Annotated in this window: 16 protein-coding genes, 1 tRNA gene and 1 pseudogene; 5 read left to right on the top strand and 13 right to left on the bottom strand. The window is 66.6% G+C overall.

Features of this window, described 5'->3' with window-relative positions; translation table 11 throughout:
• Nucleotides 1-63 precede the first annotated feature (63 nt).
• A complete protein-coding gene (locus NZL82_RS12865; protein ID WP_261270146.1) occupies nt 64-234 on the top strand; it encodes a hypothetical protein in 171 nt (56 codons plus the stop codon).
• Between the two features lie 78 nt (nt 235-312).
• Here the strand turns inward: NZL82_RS12865 and NZL82_RS12860 are convergent, their stop codons facing one another.
• The 6 genes from NZL82_RS12860 to rpmH all read right to left on the bottom strand — a co-directional run bounded on the left by NZL82_RS12860 (nt 313) and on the right by rpmH (nt 4,272).
• Complete coding sequence (locus NZL82_RS12860) at nt 313-975, bottom strand: glutathione S-transferase family protein (protein ID WP_261270145.1); 663 nt, start codon at nt 973-975, stop codon at nt 313-315.
• A 102-nt stretch (nt 976-1,077) separates the two neighbouring features.
• On the bottom strand, nt 1,078-1,752 hold the full coding sequence (yihA, locus tag NZL82_RS12855) for a ribosome biogenesis GTP-binding protein YihA/YsxC (RefSeq protein ID WP_261270144.1): 675 nt from the start codon (nt 1,750-1,752) through the stop codon (nt 1,078-1,080).
• On the bottom strand, nt 1,749-3,446 hold the full coding sequence (gene yidC / locus NZL82_RS12850; protein ID WP_261270143.1) for a membrane protein insertase YidC: 1,698 nt from the start codon (nt 3,444-3,446) through the stop codon (nt 1,749-1,751). The genes yihA and yidC overlap by 4 nt, the downstream gene beginning before the upstream one ends.
• Nucleotides 3,447-3,464: 18 nt before the next feature.
• Nucleotides 3,465-3,677, bottom strand: coding sequence for a membrane protein insertion efficiency factor YidD (gene yidD, locus NZL82_RS12845; RefSeq protein ID WP_042490341.1), 213 nt, complete (start codon nt 3,675-3,677; stop codon nt 3,465-3,467).
• Nucleotides 3,678-3,679: 2 nt separating this feature from the next.
• Nucleotides 3,680-4,078: a ribonuclease P protein component gene (gene rnpA, locus NZL82_RS12840; RefSeq protein WP_405051376.1), complete on the bottom strand. Its 399-nt coding sequence runs from the start codon at nt 4,076-4,078 to the stop codon at nt 3,680-3,682.
• 59 nt (nt 4,079-4,137) lie between these two features.
• Nucleotides 4,138-4,272: a 50S ribosomal protein L34 gene (rpmH, locus tag NZL82_RS12835; protein ID WP_261270201.1), complete on the bottom strand. Its 135-nt coding sequence runs from the start codon at nt 4,270-4,272 to the stop codon at nt 4,138-4,140.
• A gap of 198 nt (nt 4,273-4,470) precedes the next feature.
• Between rpmH and NZL82_RS12830 the strand changes: the two genes are divergently transcribed.
• The 4 genes from NZL82_RS12830 to NZL82_RS12815 all read left to right on the top strand — a co-directional run bounded on the left by NZL82_RS12830 (nt 4,471) and on the right by NZL82_RS12815 (nt 6,868).
• Entirely contained in the window at nt 4,471-5,985 is a 1,515-nt protein-coding gene (locus NZL82_RS12830; RefSeq protein ID WP_261270142.1) for a YifB family Mg chelatase-like AAA ATPase, read from the top strand.
• Between the two features lie 21 nt (nt 5,986-6,006).
• Nucleotides 6,007-6,264, top strand: a complete 258-nt coding sequence (locus NZL82_RS12825; RefSeq protein ID WP_261270141.1) for a hypothetical protein — start codon at nt 6,007-6,009, stop codon at nt 6,262-6,264.
• Between the two features lie 206 nt (nt 6,265-6,470).
• Nucleotides 6,471-6,725: a hypothetical protein gene (locus NZL82_RS12820; RefSeq protein ID WP_261270140.1), complete on the top strand. Its 255-nt coding sequence runs from the start codon at nt 6,471-6,473 to the stop codon at nt 6,723-6,725.
• 58 nt (nt 6,726-6,783) lie between these two features.
• Nucleotides 6,784-6,868, top strand: a tRNA-Leu gene (locus tag NZL82_RS12815).
• A 207-nt stretch (nt 6,869-7,075) separates the two neighbouring features.
• Here NZL82_RS12815 and katG read toward each other — a convergent pair.
• The 7 genes and pseudogenes from katG to NZL82_RS12780 all read right to left on the bottom strand — a co-directional run bounded on the left by katG (nt 7,076) and on the right by NZL82_RS12780 (nt 17,206).
• Nucleotides 7,076-9,340 (bottom strand): catalase/peroxidase HPI, encoded by a 2,265-nt coding sequence (gene katG / locus NZL82_RS12810; protein ID WP_261270139.1) that lies wholly within the window; start codon nt 9,338-9,340, stop codon nt 7,076-7,078.
• A gap of 93 nt (nt 9,341-9,433) precedes the next feature.
• Nucleotides 9,434-9,606 (bottom strand): annotated as a pseudogene (locus NZL82_RS12805) (transposase); the annotation flags it as partial.
• A 76-nt stretch (nt 9,607-9,682) separates the two neighbouring features.
• Nucleotides 9,683-10,468, bottom strand: a complete 786-nt coding sequence (cobA, locus tag NZL82_RS12800; protein WP_261270200.1) for a uroporphyrinogen-III C-methyltransferase — start codon at nt 10,466-10,468, stop codon at nt 9,683-9,685.
• On the bottom strand, nt 10,461-13,055 hold the full coding sequence (locus tag NZL82_RS12795; protein WP_261270138.1) for a nitrate reductase: 2,595 nt from the start codon (nt 13,053-13,055) through the stop codon (nt 10,461-10,463). The genes cobA and NZL82_RS12795 overlap by 8 nt, the downstream gene beginning before the upstream one ends.
• A 127-nt stretch (nt 13,056-13,182) precedes the next feature.
• Nucleotides 13,183-13,521 (bottom strand): nitrite reductase small subunit NirD, encoded by a 339-nt coding sequence (gene nirD / locus NZL82_RS12790; protein ID WP_261270137.1) that lies wholly within the window; start codon nt 13,519-13,521, stop codon nt 13,183-13,185.
• A complete protein-coding gene (gene nirB / locus NZL82_RS12785; protein WP_261270136.1) occupies nt 13,518-15,995 on the bottom strand; it encodes a nitrite reductase large subunit NirB in 2,478 nt (825 codons plus the stop codon). Before nirB ends, nirD begins: the two co-directional genes overlap by 4 nt.
• Nucleotides 15,995-17,206 carry an alginate export family protein gene (locus NZL82_RS12780; protein WP_261270135.1) on the bottom strand — a complete coding sequence of 404 codons (1,212 nt, stop codon included), beginning with the start codon at nt 17,204-17,206 and terminating at the stop codon, nt 15,995-15,997. The genes nirB and NZL82_RS12780 overlap by 1 nt, the downstream gene beginning before the upstream one ends.
• Nucleotides 17,207-17,208 lie beyond the last annotated feature (2 nt).

Genomic DNA, 17,208 nt, shown 5'->3' with positions numbered 1-17,208 from the left:
TCACGCGCAACGGACCCCGGACGCCCCGGCATCGTTCTGTTGCCGGTAAACAGGAGAGACGCGATGAACGACCCGGATCATAAGGGGCATAAGGCGGGCGGACGGCTGGCGATGTGGCTGGTCATCGCGGTGGGGATCGCGGCGATCCTGCTCTATGTCTTTGCCTCGCGCGTCGCCGAACCGGCGACGGAGCAGCGTGCGCCGCTGAACGAGGTGAGGCCGACGGCGCAGTGAAACGGGACGGGGCGGGGGCATGTGCATGCGCAAATCACCCCGCCCGCCATCCGGCCGAAACCGCGCAGGCTGCCGAAATCAGCGCACCGGCTGCTCGAACCGCTCGATCACCCATTCCTCTTCCTGTGCGGCGGCGATCCAGTCCTGCATGAACGGGTGATGAAGCACGGCGTCCATATAGGGTACGGCAAAGCGCGCGACCGGAAGCTGATAGGTCACGATCCGGGTGATGACCGGCGCGAACATGATGTCGACCGCGCCGAACGCGCCGAACAGGAAGTCCCCCTCGCCACCGAAGCGCGCCCGCGCCTGCGCCCATAATTCCATGATGCGCTTCAGGTCGACGACCACATCCTCGTCCGGCGTCTGGGCCGGATAGACCTGACGGATGTTCATGCTGTGCTTGCGGCGAAGCGCGACGAAGCTGGAATGCATTTCCGCCGCCATCGAACGCGCCATGGCACGGGGGGCGTCATCGGCGGGCCAGAAACGATCGCGCCCGACCTTGTCCGCGAGATAGTCGATGATGGCGAGGCTGTCCCACACCACTGCATCGCCGTCCCACAGGATCGGCACCTTGCCCGATGAGGGGGCGAATTCGGCTCCCTCGCGGCGCTTGTCCCAATCCTCGTCATAGAGCGGCACGACGACCTCCTCGAAGGGCAGGCCGGAATGCCGACAGGCGAGCCAGCCGCGCAGGGACCAGGAGGAATAGGCCTTGTTACCGATGATCAGCTTCATGGCCCAAGGCGTAACAACCCCGGCCGGGCCTAGCAACCGCACAAAAAAGGCCCGTTCGGGGAACCGAACGAGCCTTTGTCGATGTCGCGAAAGGGCGGAGAATCAGCCGATCGCTTCCAGCACCGCCGCGCGGAGTTCTGGGATCCCCATGCCGCCCTCGCTGGAGGTGGCGAGGATGTCGGGGTGCGCGGCGGCGCGTTTGCGTGCCTCGGCCTGGGTGCGCTCGACCACGGCGGCGAGTTCGGTCGCCTTCACCTTGTCCGCCTTGGTCAGGACGATGCGATAGCTGACCGCGGCCCGGTCGAGCATCTCCAGAATCTCACGATCCACTTCCTTGATGCCATGGCGCGAGTCGATCAGCACCAGCGCGCGCTTCAAGGCCTGCCGCCCGCGCAGGAAATCGTTCACAAGGAAGCGCCACTGCTTCACCATGTCCTTGGGCGCCTTGGCAAAGCCATAGCCCGGCATGTCGACCAGCCGCAGCGTCGGCGGCGTGCCGACGTCGAAGAAGTTCAGCTCCTGCGTCCGGCCCGGCGTGTTCGAGGTCCGGGCCAGGCCGTTGCGGTTGGTCATCGCGTTGAGCAGCGACGACTTGCCGACGTTCGACCGGCCCGCCACCGCGACTTCCGGCACGATCGGATCGGGCAGGAATTTCAGCGCGGGCGCGGACTTCAGGAAGCTGACTGGCCCGGCGAACAGCTTGCGCGCCGACTCGACTAATTCCTCCGAAAAACCGGTCGGTTCTTCGGAGGGGAGGGGGGTGGGAAGCTCGCTCACTTGGCGACCGGCTGCTTCAGGCCCGGATGGCGGGCATAGAGCAGGCGCTGCTGCAGGATCGAGATGCAGTTGGTCGTGATCCAGTATACCTGAAGGCCGACCGCGAACGGGGCCATCACGAACATCAGCACCCAGGGCAGGATCGCGAAGACCTGCTTCTGCGCATCGTCCATCGGCTGCGGGTTCATTTTGAACTGGAAGTACATCGAGATGCCCAGCAGGATCGGCACCACGCCGATCGCGATGAAGTGCGGCGGCACGAAGGGCAGCAGGCCGAACAGGTTGACCGGGGTCAGCGGATCGGGCGCGGACAGATCCTTGATCCACAGGACGAAGCCCTGGTGCCGCATCTCGATCGTCAGCATCAGCACCTTGTAGAGCGCGTAGAAGATCGGGATCTGGATCAGCGTAGGCAGGCAGCCCGCCAGCGGATTGACCTTCTCCTGCTTGTAGAGGGCCATGACCTCCTGCTGCATGCGGACCTTGTCGTCCTTGTAGCGTTCCTGCAGCGCCTTCATCTTGGGCTGCACCGCGCGCATCGCCGCCATCGAGGCGAACTGGCGCTGTGCGATCGGGAACATCAGCGCGCGGATGGTGACGGTCAGCAGGATGATCGCGACGCCGAAATTGCCGACCAGGCGGAACAGCCAGTCGAGATAATAGAAGATCGGCTTTTCGAGGACGCGCAGATAGCCCCAGTCGAGCGCGTAATCGAGCTTCGTCGCGCCTTCCTTGTCGGTATAGCGGTCGAGCAGCGCGACTTCCTTGGCGCCGGCGAAGAAGCGGGTGGTCTGGGTGATCTGCTTGCCCGGTGCCAGCGTCTGCGGCTGAAGCGTGTAGTCAGCCTGATAGGTCTGGCCCGCGCCCGCGCGGAACTGGCCGTCGAATGCCTTGGACTGGTCGGGGATCAGCGTCGCCAGCCAATATTTATCGGTAAAGCCCAGCCAGCCGCCCGTGGTGGTGAAGCGGGTCGGGGCCTTGTCCAGGTCCTTCCAGTTGGGGCCGTAATGCGCGGTGCCGTCATTGACCGACATCGGGCCGACATGGATCGTCCAGGTGTCCGGATCGGCGGAGATGCCGCGATTGACATAGCCATAGGCCGCGACCGGGACCGCCGCATTGCCGGCATTGGCCACCGTCTGCTGGACGGTGAACATGTAATCCTTGTCGACCGACAGGGTAATCTGGAAGCGCTGGCCCGTCGCATTGGCGGCGGTCAGCGTGACCGGCTGGCCGGGGCGCAGCACGGGCGCGCTGGCGGTCCACACCGCATCGGCGGCGGGCGGGTTCAGCCCGTCGGTGCGCCAGCCGAAGCCCGCGAAATAGGCGCCTTCCGCACCCGCCGGCGACAGCAGCCGGATCGGCGGCGAATTCTTGTCGACCGTCTGCTTATAGTCGAGCAGGACGAGGTCATCGATCCGCGCGCCCTTCAGGTTGATCGAGCCCTTCAGGCGCGGCGTTTCGATCGCCACGCGCGGGGTTTCGGCCAGCACGACGCGGCGGTCGCGAATCGCGCTCGGCGTCGTGGCGGTTGGATTGGCCGTCGAGTTGGCCACCGGCACCTGCTTGCCATCGACGATCTTGGTCGCGGGCGGATTGCTCGGGAAGAACTTGTTCTGGATGAGCGGCCATCCGAACAGGATCAGCGCCGCGATCACCGCGAACACGACGAAATTCTTGCGGTCTTGGTTCACGTGGAAACCCCAGTAGTGTCAGGGGACCGGGTCGGGCCCGTGCCCGCCCCAGGGATGGCACCGCGCAATGCGCTTGAGCGCCAACCAGCCCCCTTTGACCGCGCCATAGCGGCCAATGGCCTGTATTGCATAGGCCGAACAGGATGGTTGATAGCGGCAAGTGGGCGGTAAAATGAGCGAGGGGCCAAGTTGCCAGCCCCGCGCGATGAGAATCAAGGCCCGCGCGAACAGGGTCACGCGGGCTCTTGAGACGATGTCGCGGCCGGGGTCGTGGGCTGGCGATGCGCGCCGCCACGGGGGCCGCGCCCCTTGCCGCGACCATGGTGGACGCGCGGTTCGCGCGGCCTCTGATCGCTGGCGGTTTCGGGGGAGGCGGCGCGGGTCAGCGCCTTGGCCAGCTCGGCGGTGAGCGCGGCATAATCGCGCTCGATCCCGCCTTGCCGTCCGATCAGGACATGATCCGCGCCGGATATGCCCTTGATCGGCAAAAGATCGCGCGCGAGCGCCCGCAACCGGCGTTTCATCCGGTTGCGAACGACGGCATTGCCGATCTTCTTGGTGACGGTGAAGCCGACGCGAATCGCGGCGTCACCGTCATCGCGCGGGCGTACCTGCAGCACGAAGCCGGGCATCGCCACGCGTCGCCCGCCATTGGCCGCGAGGAAATCGCGGCGGCGGGTCAGCGTCGTGATTACGCCGACAGCTTCTTGCGGCCGCGCGCACGACGCGCCCGGATCACCGCACGGCCGCCGGGGGTCGCCATCCGCGTACGGAAGCCGTGACGGCGAGCGCGCACCAGATTGCTCGGCTGAAAGGTCCGCTTCATCGTTCATTCCTTGGATACGTCTGAATAAAAACGGCCGCCACGAGGACGGCCTTGGTGGCAAGCCGCTTACGCAAACCGGGCTTCCAAGTCAATCGGGTGAACGCGTCCGTCCTACGTCATCTTCCCCTTGCGGCCCGCGCCCATCCTTTGCAGGGATGCCGAGCGGGCGGGGGAGTGCCCGTGCGAGGGGGAAAGCACATGGCGACCATCGTGTCCACGGTGGCCTATCTGGGTCTGGAGGCGCGCGCCGTCGAGGTGCAGGTCCAGCTGATCGCGGGCCTGCCCGCCTTCAATCTCGTGGGACTCGCCGACAAGGCGGTCGGGGAGAGTCGCGAGCGGGTCCGCGCCGCCATCGCCGCCATGGGCCTTGCCCTGCCGCCCAAGCGGATCGCGGTGAATCTATCGCCCGCCGACCTGCCCAAGGAAGGATCGCATTTCGACCTGCCGATTGCGCTCGCGCTGCTCGCGGCGATGGGGGTGATCGACGCCGAACTGCTCGCCGATCATGTCGTGGTGGGCGAACTCGCGCTCGACGGGCGGATAGGGCCATCGCCGGGCGTGCTGTTGGCAGCCATTCATGCGGGTTCGGTCGACAAGCGGCTGATCTGCCCCGCCGCGCAGGGGGGCGAGGCCAGTTGGGCCGGGGGCGGATCGGTGATCGCCGCGCCCGATCTGCTGTCGCTGATCAACCATCTGAAGGGTCATATCGTCCTGCCGCTGCCCGAGGGCGGTTTGGTGGACGACGGTGTGTCGGGTCCCGATCTGTCCCAGGTGAAAGGGCAGGAGAATGCTCGCCGTGCGCTGGAGATCGCGGCGGCGGGCGGGCATAATCTGCTGATGAGCGGACCGCCCGGATCGGGAAAGTCGCTGATGGCGGCGTGTCTGCCGGGCATTCTACCGCCGCTCGACGCCGCCGAGGCGCTGGAAGTGTCGATGGTCCAGTCGGTGGCGGGAACGCTGGCCGAGGGGCGGCTGACCCGGACGCGACCGTTCCGCGCCCCGCATCATTCCGCATCCATGGCGGCACTGACCGGCGGCGGGCTCAAGGCCCGCCCCGGTGAAGTCAGCCTCGCGCATCTGGGCGTATTGTTCCTAGACGAGCTACCCGAGTTTCAACGCGCGGTGCTCGATTCGCTGCGCCAGCCGCTCGAAACCGGAACGGTCAGCATCGCGCGTGCCAACGCCCATGTGACCTTCCCGGCGCGGGTGCAACTGGTCGCGGCGATGAACCCGTGCCGCTGTGGGCATCTGGGCGATGCGGCACTTGCCTGCGCCCGCGCCCCGCGCTGTGCCGCGGATTATCAGGCGAAGATTTCGGGGCCCTTACTCGATCGAATCGATCTGGCCGTCGAGGTCCAGCCGGTCCGCGCGGTCGATCTCTTCGCGCCCGCCGCCGCCGAAACGTCGGCGGTGGTCGCCAGGCGCGTGGCGGCGGCACGGGCGCGGCAGACCGAACGCTATGCCGACGCCCCCGTGACGGTTCGCACGAACGCCGAGGCGGACGGCGCGCTGCTGGAACGCTGGGCGACGCCGGACGAGGCGGGCCGCAATTTGCTGGCCGAAGCGGCGGAGCGAATGCGCCTCACGGCGCGCGGCTATACCCGCGTCCTGCGCGTCGCCCGCACCATCGCCGATCTGACCGGCGCGGATCAGGTCGGGCGTATCCATGTCGCGGAGGCATTGAGCTATCGCCAGCGACCGCCAGTGAGTTAATAGGACAGGGGGCAATTCCCGATGCGGTCCGAAACGTTGCGGTCGTTGCCGTATCTCGTTCGCAGCAAACGAGAACTTGGCTTGATGCTGAAAGGCGTGAAGCCGCTCGCGATGTTCGTCGATGGGCGGGATTGTTTTTCGGCGGGCGTCATCCGCTACCTCAGGCTTTTCGACCGTCGTGTCGCGGCTGGTCGGATCATCCGGCGTGACATGGTCACCGAAGCCTCAGCCTATCAAAATCATGCCGTTCACCGAATGCTACTGGTTCTACTAGGCTAAGGATAGAGAATCGACACCATGATCGCGCTCAAGGGAAGCCCCGAATGGACGCCAGACCATGAGCGTTGCGAAGGTTAGGTTCTTGGCCATGAGGACCGGATGAACGATCACTGGCATGATCTCATAGCCCGTCATGGCCGGGCGGATTCATGAGGGGCCCGGTCAGGCCACGGCATGCCATCTTGTGGCTTGGCGGCATCTTGTTGATGCTGGCCGGTCCGCCGCTGACCTGGCTGGCGATCCTTTGGTCCGATCCGACTTCGTCCGGGCTGCGCGGTCCCGTATTCGTCTATGGGCTGGCCCTGTTGTCGGCCACGCCGGGAGTCATCGGCTTATCCATGTTGCCGCTAAGGTCATCGACCAAATGGCTGATCCTGCCGCTCTATCTCGTTGCGATGGCTTTGGCCTTGTTGACGACATTGGTCTATTTCGTCTGCATCGCCACGCATGATTGTCCGTGACGGGTGACAATCGGCGCTTGCACGGATCATCGCCCTCGTCTAGCAGCGCCTCTTCGCTGCCCCTGTGGCGAAATTGGTAGACGCATTCGACTCAAAATCGAACGCCGCAAGGCATGCTGGTTCGAGTCCGGCCAGGGGCACCACTTCCGGTCGAAACCGGGCACCATGGAAATGGCGGTAACGCCGTCCCGCACCACCGCGCTTTCCAACGCCGCTTTGCTGCCCTGGATGTGGATGGCATGTTTGTCCACGCGGACATTGTCGATCAGCAGCCGGACATAGGCTTTTCGCAGCGCCGGGTTACAGAAATGTGGGGCCGGCAAGACACACCTGCCGGCCCCCGTCTTTGATCAGAAGCGATCCGCGTTCATCACCTTGGTCCACACCGCGGCGAAGTCGTTGACGAACTTCTCCTTGGCGTCGTCGGCGGCGTAGACTTCCGCCACTGCGCGCAATTCGGAGTTAGAGCCGAAGATCAGATCCACCGGCGTCGCGGTCCAGCGGGCCGCCCCCGTCGCGCGGTCCTTGCCCTCGTACAGCCCTGGCGTCGCCGACTTCGTCCAGACCGTGTCCATGGTCAGCAGGTTGACGAAGAAGTCGTTGCTGAGCGTTCCCGGACGGGTCGTCAGCACGCCGTTCTTCGATCCGCCGCTATTGGCGTCGAGCGCGCGCAGGCCACCGACCAGCACGGTCATTTCCGGCACGGTCAGGTCGAGCGCATCGGCCTTGTCGACCAGCGCCTCTGGCGCGCTGACCTCCGCCTTGGGCCCATAATAGTTGCGGAAGCCGTCGGCGACCGGTTCCAGATGGGCAAAGGAGGTGACGTCGGTCTGTGCCTGGGTGGCGTCGACGCGGCCGGGGGTGAAGGGGAGGCTGACCGGCACGCCGCCGGCCTGCGCCGCCCGCTCGACCGCCGCATTGCCGCCCAACACGATCAGGTCAGCCATCGACACCTGCCGACCGCCGCGAGCGAAGTCCTTCTGGATCGCGGTCAGCTTGGCCAGCACGGCCTTCAACTCGGCGGGGTCGTTGACCGCCCAGCCTTGTTGCGGGTCGAGCCGCAGCCGCGCGCCGTTCGCCCCGCCGCGCATGTCCGTGCTGCGGAAGGTCGAGGCCGAGGCCCAGGCGGTGCGGATCAGCGCCGAACCCGACAGGCCCGAGGCCAGGATCATCGCCTTCAGCTTGGCCTGATCCTCCGCACCGATGGGTGCGAAGCTGGCGGCCGGAAGCGGGTCCTGCCAGTTATAGGTCTCACCTGGGATTTCGGTGCCCAGATAGCGGGCACGCGGGCCGAGGTCGCGGTGGGTCAGCTTGAACCACGCACGGGCAAAGGCCTTGCTGAACAGTTCGGGATTCTTCTGCCAGCTTTGCAGGATCTTGCGGAAGGCAGGATCGTCCTTCAGGGCCATGTCGGTGGTGAACATGATCGGCGCATGACGCACATTCGGCAGATGCGCGTCGGGGACGAGCTGTGCCGCCGCCGGGTCGGTCGGCACCCACTGGGTCGCACCGGCCGGGCTCTTGGTCTTGACCCAGTCGAAGTTCAGCAGATTGTCGATATATTGGGTGGTGAACTGGGTCGGCGTGGCCGACCAGGCGCCTTCGAGACCCGAAGTGATCGTGTCCTCGGCATTGCCCTTTCCGCACTTGTTCGCCCAGCCCATGCCCTGCTGCTCGATCGCACCGGCGGTGGGTTCGACGCCGAGACATGCCTTTTGCGGATGCGCGCCATGCGCCTTGCCGAAGGTATGGCCACCCGCGATCAGTGCCAGCGTCTCTTCGTCGTTCATCGCCATGTTGCCAAAGGCGTGGCGGATGTCGGCGGCCGCGCCGATCGGGTCGTGATTGCCGTTCGGCCCCTCGGGGTTGACGTAGATGAGACCCATGGTGGTCGCCGCCAGCGGACGCTTCAACGTGCCGTCGGGATTGGACCGCTCGGTGCCCATCATCTTGGTCTCGGGACCCCAGAAGACGACGTCGGGCTGCCAGGCGTCGACGCGACCACCGGCAAAGCCGACCGTCTTGAAGCCCATATCCTCCAGGGCGACATTGCCGCTGAGCACCATCAGATCGCCCCAGCTGAGCTTGCGGCCATATTTCTGCTTGATCGGCCATACCAGGCGGCGGGCCTTGTCCAGGCTGACATTGTCCGGCCAGCTGTTCAGCGGGTCGAAACGCTGCTCGCCGCCGTCCGAACCACCGCGACCGTCACCGGCGCGATACGTGCCCGCGCTATGCCACGCCATGCGGATGAAGAAGGGGCCGTAATTGCCATAGTCGGACGGCCACCAGGGCTGCGACGTGTGAAGCACCTTGCGGATGTCGGCCTTGACCGCCGCCATGTCCAGGGTGTTGAATTCCTTCACATAGTCATAATCGGCGCCATAAGGGTTGGCGCGCGTGTCCTCATGCTGACGCAGCGCAGTCAGGTCGAGGCGGCTGGGCCACCAGTCGCGGTTGGTCATGCCGCCGGGCTTGGCGACGACCGGCGCGGGCGGGTCCTGCGTCACGGTCTTTGCGGCGGTCGGCGCCTTGGGTTGGGGTCGATCAGTTTGCTGCGTCGGGGTGGCAAGCGCGGCCACCATCGCAATCAGTGAAACTGGTGTAATCAGCATAAGGCCCCCTTTGGAGTTGGTCTGTTTCGGGTGCCGATTAAGAAGCCGGCCTCGTCATACAAAGCGACTAAACCCGATCACAGTCATCGATTGCATCTGCCGCCGCGCTGCGCCTGTCTTCACGATGTGCGAACGCCGTTGAACATCTCCGGCCGTACCTGCTCCCGCTGCCCCGCATACTCGCGTTGCAGTAGCAGGTACGGCGCGAGCAACGACCCTTCCTCGTCGCTCACGTCAGAGGGATAGGGCTTGCGGCAAATGCTCATCCCATCACGGGTGAATCAGCCAGCTTCTCCTTTCCATGACAGCCCCTAGGCGATCGGCCAGGGGCGCCACTTCCGATCAGGACCGGGCACCCAGTTCCTCGACATCACCGATACGGCATGACGCGGGGGCGCGGCGTGCGCCCACCGCTTCGCCGATCAACAGCAGCGCAGGATCCTTCTCGCCGATGGTGCGGGTCAGGAAGCCCAGCGCATCAAGGCGGCCGGTGATGAGCCGCTCGGTGGGCAGCGACACGTTGACCGCGACCATCACCGGGGTTTCGGGCGGCATGCCCGCGATCATGAGTTCGCGCGCGATGGTCGGGGCGGCGGCACGGCCCATATAGACGGCCAGCGTCGCATCCGGTGCCGCCAGCGCCGACCAGTCGAGGTCGAGCGTCTCCCCCTCGCGCCAATGGGCCGTCACCAGCGTAAGTTGCCGGGACAGGCCGCGCAGGGTCAAGGAGATCATGCCCGATGCGGCGGCAGCGCTCGCGGCGGTGATGCCGGGGCAGATGTGCACCACGATCCCGGCGGCGCGGCAGGCGTCGATTTCCTCCGTGGAGCGACCGAAGATCGACGGGTCGCCGCCCTTCAGCCGGACGACGCGCTGGCCGGACAGGGCCGCTGCGACGATCAGGCTGTCGATCGTGCCCTGATCCTTGGAATGACGGCCCGATCGCTTGCCCACGCTCGATCGCTCGGTGCCGTCGGGAATCAGCGCCAGCACGTCCGGTCCGACCAGCGCGTCGTAGAAGACGATGTCGGCGGCGCGGATCAGCCGCTCGGCCTTGCGGGTCAGCAGATCGGGGTCGCCGGGGCCCGCCCCGACCAGCCAGACCGAACCGGGCGAGAAATCATCCATGCGCATGAGCAGGCTCCAGGGTTTCGGCGAGCAGCCGGGCGAGGGCGGGGCGGCAGGAGCCGCAATTGGTCCCGGCACCCAGCGCCGCGCCGATCGCGGCGACGTCGGCCAGATGCTGATCCCGGATCGCGGTGACGATGGTGCGGACGCCGATGTCGAAACAGCTGCAGACGATCGCTCCGCGCTCGACCTGCTGACCCGGCCCGCGACCGGCAAGCACCGTCGGGGCGACCTCGGCCGCGCTGAGTTGCGCGATCAACCAGTCGCGGCTCGGCAGTTCGCCGCGTTCGGTGACGAACAGGACGGCGGCGAGGCGATCCTGCGCGATCACCGCGACGCGCCGCGAGCCGCGAGCAGGGTCGGTCGCCTCGATCCGCTGGCCTTTGGGGAGGAGCGTCTCCAACGCGACCGGATCGCCATCGCCCGCCATTTCCCACAGCCAGCCGCCGGGTACCGCGATGCGCGTCGCCCATAAGCAGTCGGGCAGATCGGTCGCTGCACCGGCCACGATCGCAAAACCGCGCCAGCGGGTTGCCACGGGCGCGATGCTCGCGGGGGTGCGCTTGAAGCCGGGCTGACCCGAATAGGGGTCGGTCAGCGGTCGGGGGAGCAGGCCGGCGCGGCCGCCGCGCGCGGTTTGGTCGGTCCAGTGGATGGGGACGAACAATTCGCCCACGCGCTGTCCGGCGCTGACCGAAACGCGAAACAGGCTGTCCCCCTGCGGCGTACCGACGCGGGCGAGGGCTCCATCGATCAGGTTCAGCCGCGCGGCGTCGTCGGGGTGGACTTCGACCAGCGGTTCCTCGCGATGGCGCGCCAGCTTGGGGGCCAGGCCAGTGCGGGTCATCGTATGCCATTGGTCGCGGTAACGCCCGGTGTTCAGCGTCATCGGCCAGTCGCGAAGCGGCGCGGAAATCGGCTTCTGCGCCACGGGCACCAACCGCGCTCGGCCGTCCGGCGTCGGGAAGCGGCCATCGGCGAAGGGGGTGCCACCCCAGCGGAACGGCTCCATCGCCTCATATTCGGCGTTACCGGCGCTCGACAGGCCGGACAGCGTGAACAGGCGTGCGCCGTCATTCTCATAAGCGGACAGGCGGCAATGCTCGCGCCAGATCTCGGCCGCACGGTCATAGGCGAAGGCGGTCTTCCAGCCCATGCGGCGGCCGACTTCCTTGACGATCCACCAGTCGGGTTTCGCTTCGCCCGGCAGGGGGAACAGCGCGCGTTGTCGGCTGACCGTGCGGTCGCTGTTGGTGACGGTGCCGTCCTTCTCGCCCCATGCGGCCGCGGGCAGGCGGACATGGGCGTGGGTGGAGCTGTCGGTCTGCGCGACCACGTCGCTGACCACGACGAAGGGGCAGGCGGCGAGCGCATCGCGCACCGATCCGGCGTCGGGCATCGACACGGCGGGGTTGGTCGCCATGATCCATAGCGCCTTGATCCGGCCTTGGCCCAGTTCGCGGAACAGGTCGACGGCCTTCAGCCCCGGCTTGGGCGCGATAGCGGGGGAGGCCCAGAAGCGTTGCACCCGCGCGCGATTCTCCGGCGCGAAGTCCATATGCGCGGCCAGTGTCGAGGCGAGCCCGCCCACCTCGCGCCCGCCCATCGCATTGGGTTGTCCGGTGATTGAGAAGGGGGCCGCGCCAGGCTTGCCGATCCGCCCCGTCGCCAGGTGCAGGTTGAGGATCGCGTTCACCTGATCGGTGCCGGTGGTCGACTGGTTGATTCCCTGGCTGAACAGCGTGACGGTGCGCGGGGTGGCGGTGAACCATTCGTAGAAGCGGCGAAGGTCGGCGGGCGCCACGTCGCAGGTCCCGGCGACCGACCACAAGTCGCTGCCATTCTCCAGTGTCGCCCAGAAATCCTCGGGCACCACGACCGAGGCGGCGAGAAACGCCTCGTCCACCGCGCCCGCGGCGCGTGCCCAGGCCAGCGCGCCGTTCATCAGCGCGACGTCGCTGCCCGGTCGGATCGCCAGGTGCAGGTCCGCCTGTTCGGCCGTTTCGGTACGGCGCGGATCGATGACGACAAGCTTCGCGCCGGCATCGCAACGCGCCCGGATGCGCTGATAGACGATCGGGTGGCACCAGGCGGTGTTGCTGCCGACCAGCACGATCAGGTCGGCGGCGTCAATATCGTCATAGGTGGCGGGTACGATATCCTCGCCAAAGGCGCGGGTATGGCCGGCGACCGCGCTCGACATGCACAGGCGCGAATTGGTGTCGATATTGGCCGAGCCGATGAACCCCTTCATCAGCTTGTTGGCGACATAATAATCCTCGGTCAGCAACTGGCCGGAGACGTAGAAGGCGACGCTGTCCGGCCCATGCTGCGCGATGGTGTCGCGAAAGCGTTTCGCGACGAGGTCGAGCGCCTTGTCCCAGGAGGCGCGGCGCTTGCCGATCATGGGGTGGAGCAGGCGGCCTTCGAGGCCGACCGTTTCGCCCAGATGCGTGCCCTTCGAGCAGAGCTTGCCGCGATTGGCAGGATGGTCGGGATCGCCTTGGATCCGCACCTGCCGTTCGCCGGTGACGGTCGCCGCGATGCCGCAGCCGACGCCGCAATAGGCGCAGGTGGTGCGGATCATAAGCCCTCTCCCCCACGGGGAGAGGGTTGGGTGAGGGGCAGGGGCCTCGCAGAGGGGGCGGTCTCGGTGAGACACCCGCCCCTCACCCCGACCCTCTCCCCGGAGGGGAGAGGGAGGTGGTTACTGCTCACGCCGCCGCCTTCAGCGTGCTGGCGCGGCAGATCAACACCCGCCCGCCGCTGATCTTCACCGGTACCACCGGCGTGCAGCCCTTGTCCTCGCCCAGCGCCTCGCCGGTGGTCAGGCTGATCCGCCAATTGTGCAGCGGACAGGCCACCGCACCGCCATGGACGATGCCCTGGCTCAACCGGCCATGCTTGTGCGGACAACGGTCGAGTAGCGCGAAGACCTTGTTCTCGCCGGTACGGAAGACGGCGATGTCGTGACCGCCCTCGACCTGGACCGTGCGGGCGCCGCGCACCGGGATTTCGCTCACCCAGCCGATGTCCAGCCATTCGCCAATCATGCCAATTCCTCCTGCGGGGTGAAGCGCGCCATGGGTGCGTGCATTTCGCGATCGGCCCCGGCGGCCCGCGCCGCCCAGGGGTCGTCCTGCATGAATTGCTGCGAATAGAAGAAGCGGCGCGCCAGCTCGGCGCGCTCGTCCGCGTCGGGCAGCAGTCGCGACTGGATATAGGCGAGGCCCACACGCTCGATCCACGGCGCGGTCCGCTCCAGATAGCGGGCTTCCTCGCGGTAAAGCTGGATGAAGGCGGCGCACATCTCCATCGCCTCCGCCTCGGTCGCCACCTTGCAGAGCAGGTCGGTGGCGCGGACCTTGATCCCGCCATTGCCGCCGACGTGCAGCTCATAGCCGCTGTCGACGCAGACCACGCCGAAGTCCTTGATCGTCGCCTCGGCGCAGTTGCGCGGGCAGCCCGACACCGCGATCTTGAATTTGTGCGGCATCCATGACCCCCAGGTCGCCCGCTCCAGCTTGACGCCGAGACCGGTCGAATCCTGCGTGCCGAAGCGGCACCATTCGGAGCCGACGCACGTCTTCACGGTGCGCAGCGACTTGCCATAGGCATGGCCCGAGACCATGCCCGCCGCGTTCAGATCGGCCCAGACGGCGGGCAGATCCTCCTTCTTGATGCCGAAAATGTCGAGCCGCTGGCCGCCGGTCACCTTGACCATCGGCGCGTTGAACTTCTCGACCACATCGGCGATCGCGCGCAATTCCGTGGGGCTGGTGATCCCGCCCCACATGCGCGGCACGACCGAATAGGTGCCGTCCTTCTGGATGTTGGCGTGCATCCGTTCGTTGACGAAGCGGCTCTGCTGGTCGTCGACATATTCGCCGGGCAGCGCGCACAGCAGATAATAGTTGAGCGCCGGGCGACACGACGAACAGCCGTCCGGCGTCGACCAGTGCAGCTTCTGCATCACTTCGGGGATCGCGCGCATTCCCTGCGCGACGATCTCGCGACGGACATCGTCATGACCGAAGCTGGTGCATTTGCACATGGTCTTCGGCCCGGCCTCCACCTCGTCGCCGAGGGTGAGTGCGAGCAACGTCTCGACCAGCCCGGTGCACGAGCCGCAGCTTGCCGATGCCTTGCAGGTGGCGCGCACCGCGTCGAGGCTATGTGCCCCCTTGGCGATGCACGACACGACCTGGCCCTTGGTGACGCCGTTGCAGCCGCAAATCTCCGCCGTATCGGAGAGCGCCGCAACGGCGGCCTTAGGGTCCGCTTGCCCCCCTCCCGAGGCGAAGGCCTGGCCGAAGATCAAGGCGTCGCGAATGTCGCCGACGCTCTCGCCCTTTTTGAGCAGGTCGAAATACCAGTTGCCGTCGGCGGTGTCGCCGTACAGCACCGCGCCGACGATCCGGTCGTCCTTGACCACGACGCGCTTGTAAATGCCGCGGCTCGCGTCGCGCAGCACGATGTCCTCCGCGCCGTCGCCGCCGCTAAAATCACCCGCCGAGAAGACGTCGAGTCCGGCGACCTTCAGCTTGGTCGCAGTCGCGGTGGGGCGATAGCCCGAAGGCGCGCCGGTCAGCGCATCGGCGAGGCTACGGCACATGTCCCAGAGTGGCGCGACCAGGCCGTAGACCTGTCCGTCATGCTCGACGCATTCGCCGACCGCCAGGATGCGCGGATCGGAGGTGACCATATGGTCGTCCACCTTGATACCGCGTCCGACCTCCAGCCCGGCGGCGCGGGCCAGCGCGACGCAGGGGCGGATGCCGACCGCCATCACCACCAGGTCGGCGGAAATCTCGCGCCCGTCCTTCAGGCGGATTGCCTCGACCTTGCCGTCGCCGACGATCTCGGCGGTATCGGCGCCGCACAACACGGTCTGGCCGCGCGCCTCCAGCGCCTGCTTCAGCAGCCAGCCCGCCGCCTCGTCCAGCTGCCGTTCCATCAGCGTCGGCATCAGATGGAGGACGGTGACGGTCATGCCCCGCAGGCTCAGCCCGTGTGCGGCCTCAAGGCCCAGCAGGCCGCCGCCTATCACGACCGCGCTGCCGCCCCGCTCCGCGGCGGCGAGCATATGCTCGACATCCTTCATGTCGCGGAAGCTGATGACGCCGGGCAGGTTGTGGCCGGGCACAGGGATGATGAACGGGTCGGAGCCGGTCGCGATCAGCAGCCGGTCATAATCCAGCACCATGCCGCTCTTCGCCGTGACCGTTCGCGCCGTCCGGTCGATCGCGGTGACGGGATCGCCGCTGACCAGGGTGATGCCGTTATTGGCATACCAGTCGAGCCCGTTGATGACGATCTCGTCGAACGTCTTCTCGCCCGCCAGCACAGGCGACAGCATGATCCGGTTATAGTTCACCAGCGGCTCGGCGCCGAAGATGGTGATGCGGTAACGGGCGGGATCGCGCGCCAGCAATTCCTCGACCGCGCGGCATCCGGCCATGCCGTTACCGATTACGATGAGGTGCTCGCGGGTATCGGTCGCCGCGACGACGGGGGTGTGTTCCATCAGATGGTCCAGTCCAGTTGGAGCCAGAATTTCTTGGTATCCGCGCCGAAGCGATCCGCCTGATAATCGGCGTAGCGCAGCGAGGCGGTGGTGCGGCCGACCTTGCCTTGCGCCAGCACGTCGATCTCGTTGCCGTAGTGACGGATCAGCCGATCGCTCTCGAAACGGTGCCAGATGGCGGACAGGCTGACCGCCTTGACCGCGCCGACCTGCTTCCAGCCCCACCCGGTGCTGGCATAGAGATCGCGGATGCCGTCGGGCGGGGTAGTGGTGAACTTGTCGGCCCAACCCTGGAACTTGAAGATCGAGGACAAGGGCGTCTGGAAGCTGGTCAGCGCCTGGCCCTTATCGGCACCCAGCACCTCGTAACCGCCGCCCAGGCGCGGGCCGTTCAGATCGAGCGCCACATCGGCCAGCCAGTAATCGGCCGAATAGCTATTGGGATTGCGGTGATAGTCCGACTGGCGCGCCCAGCTCGCCTGATAGGACAGCTTCGCCTTGCCCAGCGGCCGGTTGCCTGCCAGACGCGCGCCATAGGTCTGGCTCGACAGGCGGAAACCCTGCACCGCGGCCTCGTCCTCGTCGATCAGATAGGCAAAGCCAGTCAGCGTGCCGATCGGAGAGGCCCAACCGAGATTGGCGAGCACCGTGTTGCCCCCGACTGAGCGGGGACGGATGCCGTTGCCATCGATGCCCCAGACGGTGCGGACGCCCCAAACATAGCTGACATCCGCCTTCACGCCCTTCACCGGGACCAATTCGGCACGCACCGCGTCGAAGGTCTGGCCATTGTTGCGGATCGCAGCCTGACCAACGAAGCGTTCGTCATCCAGTGCGATACGCTGGCGCCCCACGGTCAGGGTCAAGGGCGCCGACTTGTACTGCACCTGTGCGCGGTACAGGCCGATGCTCTGCGGATCGCCGATCAGCGGGCGGTTGGGATTGGGGTGAACGCCATCGAAATAGTCGGGGACGATGGCCAGGTTGCCCTGCGCCTCCGCCAGGGCCGACCATGCGCCGGAGGTCGCGACCACCCCGGTCCGGATGCGGGCGGTGACCGCATCCGATGTCTGGGGAAGACCGTCCTGATCGACCTGCTCCCACCGCAACCGGGCTTCGGCCAGCGGCTTCAGCGTGACCGTCTGCGCGGCGGCGGGCGCCGCCACGAGAATGGAGGCCGACAGCAGGAGAGGGGAGGAAAAGGCGCGCATGG

Origin of the sequence: Sphingomonas sp. LC-1 (genome assembly GCF_025371035.1) — a bacterium.
GTDB classification, from domain to species: Bacteria; Pseudomonadota; Alphaproteobacteria; order Sphingomonadales; family Sphingomonadaceae; genus Sphingomonas; species Sphingomonas sanguinis_E.
The sequence above is the reverse complement of the archived record's forward strand: the minus strand, read 5'-3'. Positions and strand labels throughout refer to the sequence as shown.